Consider the following 17,391-nt stretch of genomic DNA (forward strand, 5'->3'; position numbering starts at 1 on the left):
TGCCCAGGTGTGCGAACCGGTCCCTCCGAGCGGAACCGGTCCCTCCGAGCGTACGGCGGGGCGGGAGGCGCTGCGCGCGGTGCGGGGGGCCCGCGCGCCGGGGCGCGGAGCACGGGAGTCCGGCGCGCACGGGCCCGCGTGCGCCCGGGCGCGGAGGCCCCGGAGGCGTCACCGCTTCGGGCGTGGCACGGGCCCGTGCCCGTACGGGAGACGGACCCGGGCCGGGAGGTCGCTGCCCGGTCCCGGGCGCCGGGGCCGCGCCGCCCGGGCGCTCTGTACCGGTTGAGCGGACCGTCCGGCACTCGTTACCCTCCGGTAAGCGTTCGGGCGCACGGGTGCGGCCGCGGGCACGCACCCGCCGACGGAGGAAGGCGGGCAGCCCATGTCCTCAACGGAAGCCGTGGCGGCCACCGGACCGGTTCACCCGATCGGACTCGCCGCCAGCGCACGGGAACTGGCCGAGGGCCGCACCACCTCGGTCCGGCTGGTGTCCGAGGCCCTGGCCCGGATCGAGACGAGCCAGGCCGCCCTCAACGCCTTCCGGCACCTGCGGGCGGAGGCCGCGCTCGCCGAGGCCGCCGAAGCCGACCGCCGGCTCGCCGCGGGGGAGCGGCTGCCCCTGCTCGGAGTGCCGGTGGCCGTCAAGGACGACACCGACGTGGCCGGGATGCCGACGTACTTCGGCTGCGGCGGCGATCTGCCGCCCGCCGCCGCCGACAGCGAGGCGGTACGCAGACTGCGGGCCGCCGGCGCCGTGATCGTCGGCAAGACCAACTCCTGCGAACTCGGCCAGTGGCCGTTCACCGAGGGCCCCGCCTTCGGCGCCACCCGCAACCCCTGGCACACCGGGCACACCCCCGGCGGCTCGTCCGGCGGCTCCGCCGCGGCCGTCGCCGCCGGACTGGTGCCCGCGGCCCTCGGATCGGACGGTGCGGGATCGGTCCGCATCCCCGCCGCCTGGACCCACCTCGTCGGCGTCAAACCGCAGCGCGGCCGGATCTCCGGCCACCCGCGGAGCGACGCCTTCCAGGGACTCACCGTCAACGGGCCGCTGGCCAGGACCGTCGCCGACGCCGCCCTGCTGCTTGACGCGGTCGCCGGACCCCACCCGGACGACCCGCACCGGCCGCCCGCCGTCGAGGCGTCGGCCGCCGCCCGGCGCGATCCGGGCAGGCTGCGCATCGCCCTGGCCTGGCGTCCGCCGCTCACCCTCACCCGTTCCGCACCCCACCCCGACGTGTGCCGGGCCGTCAGCACCCTCGCCGAGACGCTCGCCCGCCTCGGCCACGACGTCGAGGAGGCCCGGCCCCGCTACGGGCTGATCGGACTCGGCTTCGTGCCCCGCGCCACCGTCGGGATCGCGGAACTCGCCGCCCGCCACCCGGACCCTGCCCTCCTCGACCCCCGCACCCGCAGCGCGCTGCGCACCGGGACCCGGCTCGGCGGCCGGGTGGTGCGCGCGGCCAGGGCGCGGGAAGTGCGGCAGCACCGCAGGATCGGCGCGTTCTTCCGCGCATCCGGCGCGGCCGCCGGCTACGACGTGCTGCTCACCCCGACGACCGCGCTGCCCCCGCCCCCGATCGGCCGGTTCGACGGGCTGAGCGCCTGGCGCACCGATGTGGCGATGGCCGAGGCGTGCCCGTACGCCTGGCCGTGGAACGTACTGGGCTGGCCCGGCGTCAATGTGCCGGCCGGGTTCACCTCCGAGGGGCTGCCGGTCGGCGCCCAGTTGCTGGGGCCCTCCCGCAGCGAGGAGCTGCTGATCTCGCTCGCCGCCCAGCTGGAGGCGGAACGGCGCTGGTACGAACTGCGGCCCCCGGCCGCCGCCCCGGCTCCGGCCCCGGGCCCGGCCGGGGGACGGCGCTGACCCGACCGCGGCCGTACCCCCGGCACACCTCCGTGCGCCGACGTGCCGTCGTCGACGTGGCTCCGACACGCCTCCGCCGACGTGTCACCGCCGTCGGGCGGGTCCGTCGCGCCGAGTCCCCGCCGCCGTTCCGGACCACCCGACCGGACCACCGGTCCCGCACCGGGTGGGCCCGTTCCACGGGGAGCGGTCCGGCCGGGCGCGCGCCCGTGCTTCACCCGCGCGCAGGGCGTCGTCCGCCGTCCGCCGCCCGCCGGACGGCACCCGCCGGGGACGTCCGGGGCCGCGTCTTCGCGCATCGAGCGCCCGCGGAGGTTCGCACCGGAGCGCCGCAGGCAGGACCATGGAGTGGATCGGAGTGGATGGGTGGTGACGAGTATGGCGTCCGCAGGCCCGCAGCCGGCGCCCGGATCCGAACCGCCGCCCGGCCGCCCCGGTCAGCCGATTCCTCCGCATCCGCCGGCTCCGCCCGACGCCCACCACGCCGTCTTCGACACGGCGAACGACGCGACGGCCGTGGTCTCCGGGACCGGGACGGTCGTCGGCTGGACGCAGAGCGCCCAGGACCTCCTGGGCTACCACGCCCCCGAGGTCGTCGGACGGCCCGCCGCCTTCCTGCTCGCCATGCCCGAGGACCCGGTCCGCGTCGCGGGGATCGTCGACCGGTGCCGCGCCGGCGTCGGGTGGAGCGGCGCCGGCGCCGTGCGGTGCCAGGACGGGCGGCGGGTCGAGGTGGACCTGCGGGTCTCGGCCTCCTTCCAACTGGACGACCGGGAGGCGTTCCTGGTCTCCGCCCGCGAGCGGAGACCGGAGTGGACGGTGGGGCAGTCCGTGCTGGACGCCTTCCTGACCAGCTCGCCGATCGGCATGGCGGTGATGAGCCCGCAACTTCGGTACGTGTGGGTGAACGACACCCTGGAACGCATCGGCGGCGTCCCGCGCGAGCAGCGCCTGGGCCGCCGGATGAGCGAGGTGCTCCCGGGACTGGAGGCCGACTCCATCGAGACCCTGATGCGCGGGGTGCTGGACACGCGCGTCCCCGTCATCGACTACGAGTACCGGGGCTGGAGCTGGGCCGATCCGCACCGCCAGCGTGCCTACTCCAGCTCGTTCTTCCCCCTGACCGACGGCGAGGGCGGCGTCACCGGCATCTGCTACATGGTCACGGACGTCACCGACCGCTGGAAGGCGCAGCAGCGGCTGGCCCTGGTCAGCGACGCCGGAGCCAGTATCGGCAGCACCCTGGACGTGCTGCGCACCGCCCAGGAACTGGCCGACTTCGCGGTGCCGCGCTTCGCGGACCTGGTCCTCGTCGACCTGCTGGAACCGGTCGCCCGGCCCGGCGACCCGGGGCAGTGGCCCGGCGACCCGGGACCGGCGGTCACGGCGTTCTCCGGGACGCCGCTCTCCGGGAAGGGCGCCGTCCGCCCCGGCACGGCGTCTTCCCGGCCCAGGATGCGGCGCGCCGCCATGAGCTCGGTGCGCGAGGGCTGCCCGGAGGCCGTCTGCCGGATCGGGGACCTGGTCGACTTCGTGCCCCCGCCGTACGACGTCCGGTTCCTCATCGACGGCGAACCCGTGCTGATCCCGGTCCTCGAGTCCTTCAGCCATCTGATGACCGTCGAACAGCCCGAGCGCGCCGCCCGCATCCGCGAGTTCGGCCTCCACTCGCTCATCGCGGTGCCCATGCGGGCCCGCGACACGGTCCTCGGGCTGACCACCTTCGTACGCTCGGTGAACCTGGTCCCGTTCGAACCGGACGATGTGGTGCCCGCCCGCGAACTGGTGGCCCGCGCCGCGGTGAGCGTGGACAACGCCCGCCGCTACACCCATGAGCACACCGCGGCGCTCACCCTCCAGCGCAGCCTGCTCCCGCACACCCTGCCCGGCGGGATGGCCCTGGACGTGGCGTCCTCGTACCTCCCCGCGGACGCCAAGGACGGGGTCGGGGGAGACTGGTTCGACGTGATCCCGCTCTCCGGCGCCCGGGTCGCCCTGGTCGTCGGAGACGTCGTCGGACACGGCATCAGCGCCGCCGCGACCATGGGCAGACTCCGCACCGCGGTGCACACCCTCGCGGACATGGACCTTCCCCCCGACGAGCTCCTGGCCCACCTCGACGACCTGGTGCTCCGCCTCGGCGAGGAGGAACCGGAGGGGGAGGCGAGCGGCACCACGGTGCTCGGCGCCACCTGCCTCTACGCGATCTACGACCCGGTCACCCAGCGCTGCACCATGGCCCGCGCGGGCCACCCGCCCCCGGCCGTCGTCTCCACGGACGGGCGCGTCAGCTTCCCCGAACTGCCCCCGGGACCCCCGCTGGGACTGGGCGGAATGCCCTTCGAGACGGCGGAGATCGACCTGCCGGAGGGCAGCCTCATCGCCCTCTACACCGACGGCCTCATCGAAGGCAGGGACCGGGACGCCGAACTCGGGATGACCCGCCTCAGCGGCGCCCTGGCCCAGCGCGGCCTTCCGCTCGACGCGTTGTGCGAGACGGTCGTCGAGCAGCTGCTCCCCGTCCCGCAGCCCGACGACGTCGCCCTCCTGCTGGCCCGCACCCATGAGCTCAGCGCCGACCACGTCGTCTCCTGGGAGGTGCCCTCCGACCCGGCGGCCGTCGCCGGCGTCCGCTCCCGCACCGCCCGCCTGCTGCGGACCTGGGGTCTGGAGGAGCTGGAGACGACGACCGAGCTGATCGTCAGCGAACTGGTCACCAACGCCGTGCGCTACGCAGCCGGCCCGATCCGGCTGCGGCTGCTGCGCCAGTCCGTGCTGATCTGCGAGGTCTCGGACGCCAGCAGCACCTCGCCGCGGCTGCGGCACGCCAGGACCACCGACGAGGGCGGGCGCGGTCTCTTCCTGGTCGCCCAGCTCACCCGCCGCTGGGGCACCCGTTACACGTCCGAGGGGAAGGTCATCTGGACCGAGCAGGACCTCCCGCGCAGGGGCGGCTGACCACGCCCCCGGACCGTGGACACGGGGCACGGCACCCCCGGAGCGTGGAGTATGGTCTGCGCACGTCACGTCTCGCGAGCGCCCCGTGGCGTGCGGGCCGGGGCGCGCGTCCGTGCGGGCACGCGGGCATATGATCTATGACCGGTGAGTATAGTCCCGTGCATGATCTCCCCCCTCACCCCATGTGATCAGCCAGAACGCGGGGCGCGCCGACGCGCGCACGGCGTCGTGTCCGGCTTCCGAATACTCGGCCGGGGCTGGTGACGGTGACGACAGCGATGCGTGAGCGGATACCGGGGTCCGGCTCGACGGACAGGCCGTCGTCGCGGTGGCGGCGCTGGGACTGGCCGGTGCTGCTGGTGTGCGCGGTCTCGGCGTTGGCGGTGGGGCTGTCCTCGCCCCCCGGCACGGCGCAGGAGGCATGGGGGCTGAGCGGCGCGGTCGGTTACGCGTGCGCGGCCGTGGTCGCCCTGATCTCGTCCGCGCCGTGGGCGCGCGTCCCCGCCGTCGTCGCGACGGCCGGATCGGTGGTCGCCCCCCTGCTCTACCTCACCGCGACCGGCAAGGCGCAGATGGAGGTCGGCGTGGTGGAACGCTCGGCCGACCTGCTGTTCACCTCCGGCACGGCGTACAACGCGGCCCCGCACGTGGTGCCCGACTTCAACCCGTACCTGCCCGGCATGTCGCTCTTCGGCCTGCCGCACATGCTGTTCGGCGACACCCCGTTCACCAGCGCCCGGCTGTGGTTCGCCCTCGGCTTCCTGGCGGCCGTGATCGCCACCGTACGGGTGCTGCTCAAGGGCCGGACCGCCGGGAGCCGTCCGGACGCCGGGGCCGCCCCCTCCGCGGTGACGGGCGTGTTCTGGCTGGTCGCCTGCCCCGTCGTCGCGCTCCCGCTGACCATCGGGGGCGTCGACCCGCCCGTCATCGGACTCATCTGCCTGGCCCTGGCCTTCGCGGACCGCCGCGCGGTCATGGGCGCGGGCCTGGCCCTGGGCGCGGCGGCGGCCCTCAAGTGGACCGCCTGGCCGGCCATCCCGGTGATCGTCGCCATGTTCGCGGTGTGCTGCGGCAGGCGCGCCGCCGTCAAGTGCGCGGTGGCGGCCGTCGGGGTCGCCGTCCTGTGCACCGTGCCCGTGGCGCTGGTGGACACCGACGCCTTCTACCAGAACGTGGTCCTCTACCCGCTGGGGCTGGGCGAGGCGGCGTCGACCGCGCAGAGCCCGCTGCTCGGCCATCTGATCGTGGCCTTCGTCCCGCACGGGCAGACGGTCACCGTCGCGCTCATCGCGCTGAGCGCCCTGGGCGTGGGCGTGTCGCTGCTGGTCCGCCCGCCGCGCACCTCCGTGGCCGCCGCGGACCGGCTGGCCACGGGACTGCTCTTCGCGATAGCCCTCTCGCCGGCCACCCGCATCGGCTACGCGATCTTCCCCGTCGTCCTCTACGTCTGGCCCCGGTTCGCGGCCCGGCTGTCGGCGGCGCACGCCGCCGAGGCCGAGGGGACACCGGCCTCCGGAACGGACGAGTCCCGGCCGCCGGCGCCGCGTCGGCCGGCCGCCGGGCGAGCGCTGACGGGCGCCGGGGAGCCGTAGACCGCTCGACGCCCGCCGCCGTTCCGCCGACCGCCCGACGCGGTCGCCCGGGACGGCGGCGGGGGAGCGGCCGCCACGCGGTCGCCGACGGCATCACGACGCCGCACGGGCGGCGGGGGCACGACGCCGCGCGGACAACCGGGGGCACGACGCCGCGTGGACGCCGGGCGGCATCGCCACACCGCGAGCCCCGCCGCGTCACGACGCCGCACGGCCCCGCCGCTTCCGGCGGTGGTGTCACGGCACCCGGGCGGTCCACTCCTCGGTGGCGAACTTCGTCCGCGCCAGTTCCTCCGCCTGGGCCATCTCTGCCGCTGTGACCTCGCCGTCGGTCAGTCCGTAGCGGTTACGGAAGGAGGCGATCATGTTCTCGATCACCTGTTCCCGAGCGAGGCCCGTCTGGCGGCGGAGCGGGTCGACGCGCTTCTTGGCGCTCCTGGTGCCCTTGTCGGACAGCTTCTCCTTGCCGATCCGCAGCACCTCCAGCATCTTGTCCGCGTCGATGTCGTACGACATCGTCACATGGTGCAGGACGGCTCCAGGGCCGCCATCAGAACCGACGATCCGCTTCTGAGCGGCGCCGGCGATCTTTCCGGCGTCGGTGGCGATGTCGTTGAGCGGCTGGTACCAGGCCTTGATGCCCATGTCGCCGAGCGCGCCCAGCACCCAGTCGTCGAGGTAGGCATAGCTGTCGGCGAAGGAGAGGCCGGAGACCAGCGACTCCGGCACAGACAGGGAGTAGGTGATGGTGCTCATGGGCTCCACGAACATGGCTCCACCACCAGAGATGCGGCGTACCACGGTCATTCCGTGCTTCGCTGCCCCCGCGGGGTCCACCTCATTGCGCAGCGACTGGAAGCTGCCGATGACCACAGCAGGCGAGGCCCATTCCCAGACCCGCAGCGTGGGAGCCCGTCGCCCGGCGGCCACCTCGGCGGTGAGGACCTCGTCCAGTGCCATGTGCAGGGCCGGGGCCTGCGGCTCCGTGTGCACCAACTGCCAGGCGTAGTCGCTCCACTCGGTCGCATGGGCCAACGCCCGCCGAACAGCGATGCCGACGCCCTCCGCGGTCAGTCCGAACATGACGGTCGACTCCGGCAGGGCTGCCGTGATCCGGGCCGCCAGACCTGCGGCGTCCGTCGAAGAAGGGGCGCCTTCCAAGGCCCTGTCGATCGAGAGGATTGCCTCGTCGGGTTCCAGGAAGAAGTCCCCGGCGACGCGCACGTTGCGCAGTACGCCTTCCTCGACGTCCAGATCTACGACGACAAGCTTGCCGTTGGGCACCTTGTACTCGCCATGCACGGCTTTGTTCCCTTCCAGTGCGCGGCGTGGCCCCTGAGCCTGTTGCTCCGACATGGGACAGACGCGCACGTGCTTCGCAACGCACTTTAACGCCGGCTCGTGACGAGCGACTACGCGGCCGCGATGCCGCTGGAGCGGCATGGGCGGGGCGACCGTCGGGCCCGTCATACGCCGGCGGGCTGAACAGAACCCGGCGTACGGCCCGACTCGTCTGCCGCTACCTGCGGCTTTGCCTTGGAAAGGGCCTCTGAACTGGATCGGAGGCCCTTTCCGATCTTGCAGGAGCTTGCTGAGTCAGGCGGCTCTACCTTCTTGATCGGGTTGATCGAGCCATTCGTAGGGTTGGGTCACCCAGGGGTGCTGGGTGTGGCTAGCCTCTTGAAGCCTGGCCGGAGCGGTGTGCCGGCTCGCCATCGTTTGCCGACAGGTGTGGCGGCGGGGCACCGGGCCGGAAAGCCATCGCCGCTCGGGGTCGGCAGTTGTGCAGGGCACAGGCGCCCGATCAAATGCGTTGCGGCGCAGTAGCGTGCTGTGAAGATGGTTTGATGAACATGTCATCGCGCCAGAACGCTCCTTCCGTACGTTCCATCACCGACGCCGATGTACCCGCTGCGGTCGATACTCTCGCTCGGGCCTTCGCCGACTACCCCTACACACGACACGTGATCGCGGCGGATGGTCATGAGGAGCGGATCCGGCGTTACCAGGAGCTGTGTCTGACCCGTATCGGCATGGTGTACGGCCGCGTCTGGGTCGCCGACGAAGGCCGCGCCGTGGCCGTCTGGGCCGTTCCCGGCCAGGATCCCTCGCCCGCCTTCGCCGAACTCGGGCCGATCCTCGGCGAACTCAGCGGCGACCGGGCCGCCGTTTCTGAGACTGCGGACGCGGCCATGGCCCCGTACCGGCCCAAGGAGCCGGGATGGTTCCTGGAGACCGTGGCCACCGCCCCCGAGGCCCAGGGGAAGGGCCTCGGCAGCGCCGTACTGATTCCTGGCATCCAGGAGGCCGAGCGCGCCGGGTGTCCGGCGTTCCTGGAGACCTCCAGCGAGGCGAACGTGCGGTTCTACGAGCGCCTCGGCTTCAAGGTCACCGCCGATGTCCAGCTCCCCGACCATGGTCCCCGCACGTGGTGCATGCGCAGGGACCCCCGCTGAGAGCCTGAGAATCCGACCGGCGGGGGCCGTGGCTCGGGCTGTCTCGTCGTCCTCGTCGAGCACGGGCGCGTCCGGGTCACAGAGCGGGCGCAAGCCGCCGTCGGTGGGGGTGGAGGCGGTGAAGCTGTGGCGGCCGGGCAGCTTCAGGACCTGACAAGGCGGCGTGACCCCGCGCCCGCGGGGGCACGCCGCCTTGTCGTGGCCGTCCGGCGCGGGCGGCTCGGGCGAGTTCCACCGCGAACGCTGCGGCCGGGAGGCCCGGCGCCACCTGCGCGGAGTATGCGGGAACTGCGTCCCGGCCGAGCGGTCGGAAGAGTTCCTGGACGACGACGCCGGTCGCGTCCGGCCCGAACTCGTGCCGTTCTTCGAAGAGGCCAGGTCCGTGCCCCGTCCCAAGGCAACGCTGACCTGGGTCGCCAAGCCGGAGGAAAAGCGGCTCGAATCCAACCACAGCAAGCCCGATGCCTACGAGAACTTCGTCAAGTACCTCCTCGAACTCCCGGGCAGCGATCAGTAGCTCTTCCGGCCGGCGACTCCCCGTCCTGCCCGACCCGCCAGTTGGGTTCGCCGGTCAGCCGGCCAGTCGACGGCTGATGACGAGACGCTGGATCTGATTGGTGCCCTCGAAGATCTGCATGATCTTCGCTTCGCGCATGTAGCGCTCGACGGGGCGGTCTTGGGCGTATCCGCAACCGCCCAGGACCTGGACGGCGTCCGTGGTGACCTTCATCGCGGCGTCAGTGGCGATCAGTTTGGCGACGCTGGCCTGCCGGCTGTACGAGAGACCCGCGTCGCGGCGACGGGCGGCGTCGAGATAGGTGGCCCGTGCCGAGTCGACGGCGGCGGCCATGTCGGCCAGCAGGAACCCCAGTCCCTGATGGTCGATGATCTTTCGGCCGAAGGCGGTCCGTTCCTGCGCGTACGCGACCGCGGCATCGAGGGCGCACTGGGCCAGGCCGGTGGCGCAGGCGGCGATGCCGAGCCGTCCGGAGTCCAGCGCGCTGAAGGCGATCTGCAGGCCCTGGCCCTCCTCGCCGATGAGCCGGCCGGTATCGATCAGCGCATCGTCCCAGAAGGCCGCGGTGGTCGGAATGGCGTGCAGGCCCATCTTCTTCTCGGGCTTGCCGAAGCTGAGGCCGTCGACCCGGCCGGGAGCGAAGAAGCAGGAGATGCCGTTGCTGCGTCGGCGATGACCCGGGCGCGAGCGAGCAGCTCCTCGGCTTCCCGTGTGGGCAGCAGGCGTTCGACGGGCATGGCGGTTCTCCTTCAGGACGGCTGCGGCCGGTGGTCAGGACGCGTTGGCGGGGGCGGATTCCAGGGCGTCGAGAGCGCTGCGCGCCTGATCGCGGAAGTCGGCGAGGCGGGCCAGCTTGATGTCCTCGTAGCCGCGGATGCCGTCGACGAGCCGGACCAGTTCCTCGACCTCGGTGGCGTTGTCCGGGGTGAGACGCGTCAGAGCGGCGCGGACCAGCCGCGGGTACTCCTGGATCAAGGCGCGCTCCTCGCGGCGGACGTGGGCGTAGCCGAACACGTCGAACGACGTCCCTCGCACCCCGCGCAGAGCGCGCAGGGCCCGGAAGGCGAGCGGAGCGGTGCGCCGTAGACGGATCTTGCGCCTCTGCCGGAGCCGGTGTCGGAGCTGGACGACGAGTTTCAGGAACCGCTGCCGTCTCCCCGGTCGAAGAGCTCGGTGCGTGAGACACCGCGACGTCCCGGTTGTCGGCCGTGGCGGTGTGTTCGCCGTCGCTGCCGCGTTGAAGCAGGCGTGAATCGGCCGACTTGATCGTTCGAGAATTCTCGCACTATCATCGTGCGAGAATTCTCGAATGATGAGAGGTGGTTCAGAGATGTCGCCGCCACGGGTGTACGAGCATCCCGAGACCGAGGAGATCGCGATCCCTCGGGTGTTGTTCGCGTTGAGCGAGCCGCTGAGGCTGTCGATGGTGCGGATGCTCGCAGAGCGCGGTGAGGTCGACAGCGTCGAGCTGGGTCCCGATCTGCCCCGGTCGACGTTGACGCATCACACGAGCCTCCTGCGTGAGTCAGGGGTCGTGTTCGTCCGCGCGGAGGGCCGTAAGTGCATGATCCGGTTGCGTCGCGATGACCTGGATACCCGCTTCCCGGGCTTGATCGACACGGTGCTGAGCGGATACGAGGACTCCGCCCCCGCACGGGAGCGCGCGTGATCCGCCGGGTGGGGCCGCTGGTCGCGGCCTCGATCGCGCTGGGGATCGACGCCTACGTTCTGGCGGGAGTGCTGCCCTCGATCGCCGGCTCCCTGACCACGACCGCGGCGGTGGTGGGCCTCGGGGTGACGGCCTTCACCGCCGCCTACGCGCTGGCCGGACCGCTGCTGTCGGGGATGCTCACGCGTGGCGGCACCGCCGGCGCGTTGCTGATCGCGCTGGGGGTGTTCAATCTGGGCAACCTCATCACCGTGGTCTCGCCCGGGATCGAGGTCTTCCTCGCCTCCCGGGTGGTTGCCGGCGCAGGTGCGGGGGTGCTGACCGCGGTCGCGACCGCCACCGCCGCCGCAATGGTCGCCGACCATGAGCGGGGGCGGGCGATGGCGATGGTGACCTTCGGCCTGTCCACCGGAACGGTCGCCGGGGTGCCCATCGGGATGTTCATCGGCGACCGGCTGAACTGGCGTTGGACGATGGGGCTGGTCGTCGCCGTCGGCATCCTCAGCATGATCGCCCTGGCCGCCACGGCACGTTCCATTCCGCCGCCGCCCGGCGTGCGCGGCCCCGTTTTCGGCGTGCTGCGCTCAGCGAAGGCGGCCGTCGGAGTCGTGGCGGCGTTCCTGCTCGGCGTGGCGAGTCTCGGGCTCTACACCTACCTGCTGCCGATGGCGGAGGAGCAAGGACTTCAGGGGTGGGGCTTCGCGCTCGTGTGGGCGTGGGGGATCGGCGGCGTCACCGGCTCGGCTCTGGTCGGCAGGCCGTTGGACGCTTTCGGGCCCCGCGCGTTGCTGCTCGCCCTGCCCCTCGTGCTGTTGGCCGGCTTCGCCGCGATATGGCTGTTCGCGTCACCGGTCGCGTGGCTCATCGCGGCGGCCTCGTGGGGTGCGGCCGGGTGGTCGAGCGTGCCCGCCCTGCAACAGGCGCTCACCGGCGACCGGCCCGAGCAGGCCATGCAGATCGTCGCGTTCCAGATGGCCGCGACATACCTCGGCTCCGCCGCCGGAGCCGCAGCGGGAAGCAGCCTGCTCGCGGCCGGAACCAGCGCGGGCGACCTCGCCGGGTGGGCGATCGTCCCTGCGGCACTCGCGGCTCTGCTCACCGGATGGCTCGGCATGGTCGCGCTCCGCCCACGGACCGAGCACCGGGCCGCTGCCCCCGCGTGCGAAGCGACACCGTAGCGAACCGCGCTGCCGGGCGGTGACGGGGAGGGTGAGGCGTTCGGTGACGTCCAGGAGCGGCCCGCGCGGCTCCGGCCCGTGCGGCTGGGCGCCACCGGCGCCACCCGGCTTTTCTGCCCCAGTGACTTCCGGAAGGAGCCCGACCGTCCCCGGTCCTTCGCCGGATGACGGGACCCCGTCACGGCCGAGTCGCATCGCATCTCCGGGTACACCGTGATGATCGGCAGTCACGCTGTTTCTCCCTCGCAGCGGATACCGGCCCATGCCGGCGGAGCCGAGTTCGACGCGGTGCTTTCCGATGAACTCGGTGACGTTTCACGGTTGTTGTCGAGTCATGTGCCGGAATTGATCAACGTGCCTCTGGCAGGGCCATTTTGACCATGCGTCAACAGGTCAACCGTGCAGTCGACTTCGGGCGTTCCGATGCTCGATTTCGTCGGCGCCGGACGGATTTCGTGGTGTCTCGGTCGACGCATGGTGTCCGTCGGCCGGTGTGTACCGCAATGGAACCGCGTTCGGGTGGGTCGGGGGGAGACAGGCCGGAGGGGGCCGGTCCCGCGCACCGTCGTTGGCGGCATTTTCGCAGGTCAGAGCGTTTCTTCATGGTGATGACAACGGTCACCAATGCGGCCTTTGCCATGGATGCGTCGTATGCGCTTCACTCTGGTGAGTCACCACCGCTACCACCGGGGAGGGCCGGCTGTGAGCATGAAGCGCGAACACGGACACGACCACGGAAACAAGCACGAACATGGGCACGGTCACGGACGCGACCGGGCGCACGGACATGACCACGGGCACGGGCATGGCGGGCACTCGCACGGGGTGTCAGCGGACGCCGATCGTCGCTGGCTGACGCTCGCTCTGGCGGTCATCGGCGGATTCATGGCCGTCGAGGTCGTCGTCGGCATCGCCGCCAAGTCCCTGGCGCTCATCTCCGACGCGGCCCACATGCTGACCGACGCGGCGTCGATCGTGTTCGCCCTGATCGCCATGCGACTCGCCGCCAGGCCGGCCAAGGGCGCCTTCACCTACGGTCTCAAGCGCGCCGAGATCCTTTCCGCACAGCTCAACGGACTGTCGCTCCTCCTCCTCGGGGCCTGGCTGGCCTACGAGGCTGTCCGGCGTCTGATCGACCCGCCGCAGGTCGAGGGCGGTCTGGTCCTCGTGACCGCGCTGGTGGGCATCGTCGTCAATGTCGTCGCGGCCGTGTGCCTCTCCAAGGCGAACCGCAGCTCGCTCAACGTCGAAGGCGCCTACCAGCACATCCTCAACGACCTCTTCGCCTTCATCGGCACCGCGGTCTCCGGTCTGGTCGTCGTGCTCACCGGCTTCGTCCAGGCAGACGCCATCGCGACCCTGGTCGTCGTCGTCCTGATGGCCAAGGCCGGCTACGGCCTCATCCGGGAATCCGGCCGGGTCTTCCTGGAGGCGTCTCCCGCCCACATCGACCCCGACGCCCTGGGCGACCGGCTCGTCAGCGAGCCGCCGGTGGCAGAGATCCACGACCTCCACGTCTGGCAGATCACCTCCGGCCAGAACGCGCTGTCCGCCCACGTCCTGGTCGACGACGACGCCGACTGCCACACCGCGCGCCGGAACCTGGAACGGCTCCTCGCCTCGGACTACGGCATCACCCACAGCACACTCCAGGTCGACCACGCCCAGCACGCCGAACTCATCGGCGCCGGAGCCGGCCACTGCGAAGAACCCCACGGCCCCGTCCACCGTCCCGGACCGCACGAGCACTGACTCTCAGCCCGCCCGATGCTCCTGAAGCCCCGTCAGCGGGACGTCCGGAGCAGGTGATCGCGGACGCGCGAACGGTGCCGCCGGCCGATTCCAGCGCGTTGCTCGACTCGGCGATGAAGCCGAGAAGGACGGCGAGACGAGGAAGGCCGCGACCGGCTCCTTCCTCAACCCCGGAGATCCTGAACTGTTCACTGGAGGCCTGCAGTGTCCCGACGCTCTCCCATGCCGCCCGCCCTGCTTGAAGCGTTCACCGCCGAGATGGCGGCGGCCCGCGCCTCTGGGCCCACGGCGCAGCGGTGGCGGGCCGTGGAGCGGGCTCACATCCTGTCCCAGCCCTGGCCCTGGCCCCATACCCGTACCCACGGAGTGATGTTCCGTCTCGCCCTTCAGGACCGCGACGTGTGGGAGATGCTCGGCCAGCTGGTGCGCCTGGTTGTCGCCGCTCCCGGTTCCGCGGCCGGGAAGTACCCGGACGGCAACACGGGTCGTACCCGGGTCGGGATCAACACCCCCATGCCGATCCCGGACGACCTCGCCGCCCTGCTCCGCGAGGCCGGCGTCGCATTGCAGCCGTAGGCCGGCCCGCAGAAGGCATTGTCTCCGAGATACCGCACCGTCGTGGTCGGCGAGCGCGTCGAGCCGATGGACAGCGACGTACCGCTGCGGCTGGTGCCCAGCCACACCTTCGAGGACATGCCCGACCCGTACGCCCTGATCGTGCCCGGCGGCGCCGTCCCCACCCTCGCCGCGATGGCCGACGAGAGTCTGCTGCAGAAGCTGCGCGACGCCGCAGCGCGGTTCCAGGCCGTCGGCTCCGTGTGCACCGGCTCGATGCTGCTCGCGGCGGCCGGCCTCCTGGACGGGCGCGAGGCCACGTCGCACTGGATGTACCGCGACCTGCTCGCCCGCTTCGGGGCGACACCGGTCGCCCGGCGCTGGGTCGAGGACGGGCCTGTCATCACCGCCGCAGGAGTGTCGGCCGGCGTCGACATGGCACTGCACCTCGTCGACCGCCTGGCCGGTCGCGAGGCCGCGCGCATGATCCAGTTGTTCATCGAGTACGACCCCGAGCCGCCGTTCGGCCCGATCGACTGGACGCCGGCCGCCGCCGGCGCGTACGCGCCCGTCACCCAGCAGTTTCTCCGGACCGCCCTCGCCGACCACCCAACCCTGCTGGCACGTCTGACCGATTGAGCGCCCGCACGCCTCCGCTCGGAGGGGGCTTGAAGTTCCTAGTTGGACGGCGATCTCGTAGTGCCCTTGCGTTGCCACGAACATGGCGCCGCCACCGGACACCCGCCGCACGACCGTGACGCCGTGCCGCTCGGCGCCGACCACGGCCGACCAGCGCGCCGCCACTGTCGTGGAGTCCGATCCGCCCGGTTCGCGGCCCGGCCCGCCCGGTCGCCGCGCGGTTCCGCGCCGGTCGGCACGGCGGCCGGGCGGCCCGCCGCCCGAACCCCGCAGCCCGGGACAGCCCTCAGGCGGGCAGCGGGGTGCGGGTCTGCTCGACGAGCAGGGCGGTGACGTCGCTGATCCGGCCGTCCCGGGCGTGCGCGGCCCGCTGGCGGTGGGCGCCGCTGCCGCAGCGGAGCAGCCGGTCGACCAGTCCGGCGACGACGGCGGTGTCGCCGGAGGCGTCCAGCCCGGGCAGCGCGGTCCTCACCGTGCGGTCGAGCAGGACACGGGCGGGTGTCGGGGCGCCGGTGGCCGGGTCCAGACCGTTCCCCTCCAGCCCGTCGTGGGCGGCCCGCCACAGCGCGAGACGCAGCAGCCCGTCGGACGGCTCGGCGGCGGGACGGCCCTCGGCCACGGCGCGCAGCGCGGTGGCGGCCAGCCCGCGTACGAGGAGGGCCAGCAGCAGTGCCTCCTCGGCGGTGGCGGCCACGTCGGCGACCCGGATCTCCAGCGTGGGCAGGCGCGGGGCGGGCCGGATGAACCAGTAGACCATCCCCCGGTCGAGGGCGGCGCCGCCGCTCAGCAGCGCGCCGACGGCACGGTGATAGTCCTCGGGGGTGCGGTACAGCGGCGGCGGCCCGGCGGAGGGCAGGCGCGACCAGAGGACGTTGCGCCAGCTGGCGTGGCCGGTGTCCCGCCCCCGGTAGAAGGGGGAGTTGGCGCTCATCGCGAGCAGGGTGGGCAGGTGGGGGCGCAGGTGGTTGGAGACCGCGAGGGCGGTGGGCAGGTCGGGCATGCCGACGTGGATGTGGCAGCCGCACACGGTGTAGGACTCCGACAGGGCGCCGAACCGGCTGTCGATGCGCCGGTAGCGGGGCCGGTCGGTCAGCGGCAGCGCCCCCGGGGCGCCGTGCGGGGCGCAGCCCGCCGCGACGAGACCCAGCCCGAGCCGTGCGGCGGAATCGGCCAGGGCGCGCCGCGCGGCCGCCAGATGCCGATGGGCCTGGCTCGCGGAACGGCAGACCGGGGTGGCCGCCTCCAGTTGGAACCGGGTGATCTCCTCGGTCAGCGTGCCGTCGGCGGCGGGGGCGGCGTCGCGCAGGACGACGGGGGCCTCGGGAACGGGGTGGCCCGTCTCCGGGTCCAGCAGGAGGAACTCCTCCTCGACGCCGAAGGTGAGCGGTGCGTCGTCGCCCCGGTCCAGTGGTTCCGGCGGGGCGACCGGGCGGAGCGGGTCGGCCGGGGCGGGCGAGTCGGGCGGGTGCGGCTGATTGGTGCGACCGTGTGCCATGTGCGACTCCGTTCCTGCGGGGCGGGAGACGCTTCCCCGCAACGAGGGATGGTGTCGTCGTGACCGGTCCGGGCGAGAAACCGCCTCGCACCCGGGTCACGTCGGGGATGCACGTGCCTGACGGTGCGTCGGAGAACGTGGGGCCGGGCCAGGGTTGCATGTTCGGGCCGGGCTGACCAGGCTGCCTTCCGCCATGGACGGCCGTGGCCGGAAGAGGCGCCGGAGAGCGCACTCCGGCGGCGGGGACGCGGTGGGATCGAGGCGGTCGGCGGCGTCCGAGGGCATGCGGCGGAACGGCGGAAACGGTCCGGGGCCGTGTGGTGGGATGTCACCACACGGCCCCGGACCGGGACGGCCGACGACGGACACGGCAGCGCCGTGGCGTGTCAGCCCTTGCGGGTCTTGATCTCCTCGGTGAGCTGGGGCAGGACCTGGAACAGATCGCCCACGACCCCGTAGTCCACCAGGTCGAAGATCGGGGCCTCGGCGTCCTTGTTCACCGCGACGATCGTCTTCGAGGTCTGCATGCCCGCCCGGTGCTGGATCGCCCCCGAGATCCCCGACGCGATGTACAACTGCGGCGACACCGACTTGCCCGTCTGCCCGACCTGCGCGGAATGCGGATACCAGCCCGCGTCCACCGCCGCACGCGACGCACCCACCGCCGCACCCAGCGAATCCGCCAGCGCCTCGATCACCGCGAAGTTCTCCGC

The 17,391-nt window shown here is 72.6% G+C and carries 14 protein-coding genes and 1 pseudogene; 10 read left to right on the forward strand and 5 right to left on the reverse strand.

Annotated elements, in window-relative coordinates; all coding sequences use genetic code 11:
* The first annotated feature begins 382 nt into the window (after positions 1-382).
* From WA762_RS20440 to WA762_RS20450, 3 genes are all read left to right on the forward strand, one after another.
* Positions 383-1,867, forward strand: a complete 1,485-nt coding sequence (locus tag WA762_RS20440; protein ID WP_335937358.1) for an amidase — start codon at positions 383-385, stop codon at positions 1,865-1,867.
* A gap of 378 nt (positions 1,868-2,245) precedes the next feature.
* Positions 2,246-4,825 (forward strand): SpoIIE family protein phosphatase, encoded by a 2,580-nt coding sequence (locus WA762_RS20445; protein WP_335937359.1) that lies wholly within the window; start codon positions 2,246-2,248, stop codon positions 4,823-4,825.
* Positions 4,826-5,085: 260 nt separating this feature from the next.
* Positions 5,086-6,417 carry a glycosyltransferase 87 family protein gene (locus WA762_RS20450; protein ID WP_335937360.1) on the forward strand — a complete coding sequence of 444 codons (1,332 nt, stop codon included), beginning with the start codon at positions 5,086-5,088 and terminating at the stop codon, positions 6,415-6,417.
* Positions 6,418-6,654: 237 nt separating this feature from the next.
* Here WA762_RS20450 and WA762_RS20455 read toward each other — a convergent pair whose 3' ends face one another.
* Positions 6,655-7,719, reverse strand: coding sequence for a lipoate--protein ligase family protein (locus WA762_RS20455; protein ID WP_335937361.1), 1,065 nt, complete (start codon positions 7,717-7,719; stop codon positions 6,655-6,657).
* Between the two features lie 545 nt (positions 7,720-8,264).
* Between WA762_RS20455 and WA762_RS20460 the strand changes: the two genes are divergently transcribed.
* Both WA762_RS20460 and WA762_RS20465 read left to right on the forward strand, forming a co-directional pair.
* Positions 8,265-8,873 carry a GNAT family N-acetyltransferase gene (locus WA762_RS20460; RefSeq protein ID WP_443080639.1) on the forward strand — a complete coding sequence of 203 codons (609 nt, stop codon included), beginning with the start codon at positions 8,265-8,267 and terminating at the stop codon, positions 8,871-8,873.
* A gap of 193 nt (positions 8,874-9,066) precedes the next feature.
* Positions 9,067-9,390, forward strand: coding sequence for a hypothetical protein (locus tag WA762_RS20465; RefSeq protein ID WP_335937362.1), 324 nt, complete (start codon positions 9,067-9,069; stop codon positions 9,388-9,390).
* Between the two features lie 54 nt (positions 9,391-9,444).
* Here WA762_RS20465 and WA762_RS20470 read toward each other — a convergent pair.
* Together WA762_RS20470 and WA762_RS20475 are read right to left on the reverse strand one after the other, a co-directional pair.
* A pseudogene (locus WA762_RS20470) lies at positions 9,445-10,083 on the reverse strand (acyl-CoA dehydrogenase family protein); the annotation flags it as partial.
* Positions 10,084-10,161: 78 nt separating this feature from the next.
* Positions 10,162-10,824: a DUF6537 domain-containing protein gene (locus WA762_RS20475; protein ID WP_335937377.1), complete on the reverse strand. Its 663-nt coding sequence runs from the start codon at positions 10,822-10,824 to the stop codon at positions 10,162-10,164.
* On the opposite strand from WA762_RS20475, the gene WA762_RS20480 reads away from it, so the two are divergent.
* The 5 genes from WA762_RS20480 to WA762_RS20500 all read left to right on the forward strand — a co-directional run bounded on the left by WA762_RS20480 (position 10,721) and on the right by WA762_RS20500 (position 15,183).
* Positions 10,721-11,059 carry an ArsR/SmtB family transcription factor gene (locus WA762_RS20480; RefSeq protein WP_335937363.1) on the forward strand — a complete coding sequence of 113 codons (339 nt, stop codon included), beginning with the start codon at positions 10,721-10,723 and terminating at the stop codon, positions 11,057-11,059. The genes WA762_RS20475 and WA762_RS20480 overlap by 104 nt on opposite strands.
* The gene (locus tag WA762_RS20485; RefSeq protein ID WP_335937364.1) at positions 11,056-12,237 is read left to right on the forward strand and encodes an MFS transporter; all 1,182 of its coding nucleotides are present in this window, start codon (positions 11,056-11,058) and stop codon (positions 12,235-12,237) included. The genes WA762_RS20480 and WA762_RS20485 overlap by 4 nt, the downstream gene beginning before the upstream one ends.
* Positions 12,238-12,945: 708 nt before the next feature.
* Positions 12,946-13,989, forward strand: a complete 1,044-nt coding sequence (locus WA762_RS20490) for a cation diffusion facilitator family transporter (RefSeq protein ID WP_335937378.1) — start codon at positions 12,946-12,948, stop codon at positions 13,987-13,989.
* Between the two features lie 204 nt (positions 13,990-14,193).
* On the forward strand, positions 14,194-14,565 hold the full coding sequence (locus WA762_RS20495; protein WP_335937365.1) for a DUF3703 domain-containing protein: 372 nt from the start codon (positions 14,194-14,196) through the stop codon (positions 14,563-14,565).
* Between the two features lie 18 nt (positions 14,566-14,583).
* A complete protein-coding gene (locus tag WA762_RS20500) occupies positions 14,584-15,183 on the forward strand; it encodes a DJ-1/PfpI family protein (RefSeq protein WP_335937366.1) in 600 nt (199 codons plus the stop codon).
* Positions 15,184-15,469: 286 nt separating this feature from the next.
* Here WA762_RS20500 and WA762_RS20505 read toward each other — a convergent pair whose 3' ends face one another.
* Together WA762_RS20505 and WA762_RS20510 are read right to left on the reverse strand one after the other, a co-directional pair.
* A complete protein-coding gene (locus tag WA762_RS20505; protein WP_335937367.1) occupies positions 15,470-16,678 on the reverse strand; it encodes a carboxylate-amine ligase in 1,209 nt (402 codons plus the stop codon).
* Positions 16,679-17,064: 386 nt separating this feature from the next.
* A partial coding sequence (locus WA762_RS20510) for an electron transfer flavoprotein subunit alpha/FixB family protein (protein WP_335937368.1) occupies positions 17,065-17,391 on the reverse strand: 327 nt, incomplete at its 5' end.

Origin of the sequence: Streptomyces tyrfis, assembly GCF_037034285.1 — a bacterium.
Lineage (GTDB): Bacteria > Actinomycetota > Actinomycetes > Streptomycetales > Streptomycetaceae > Streptomyces.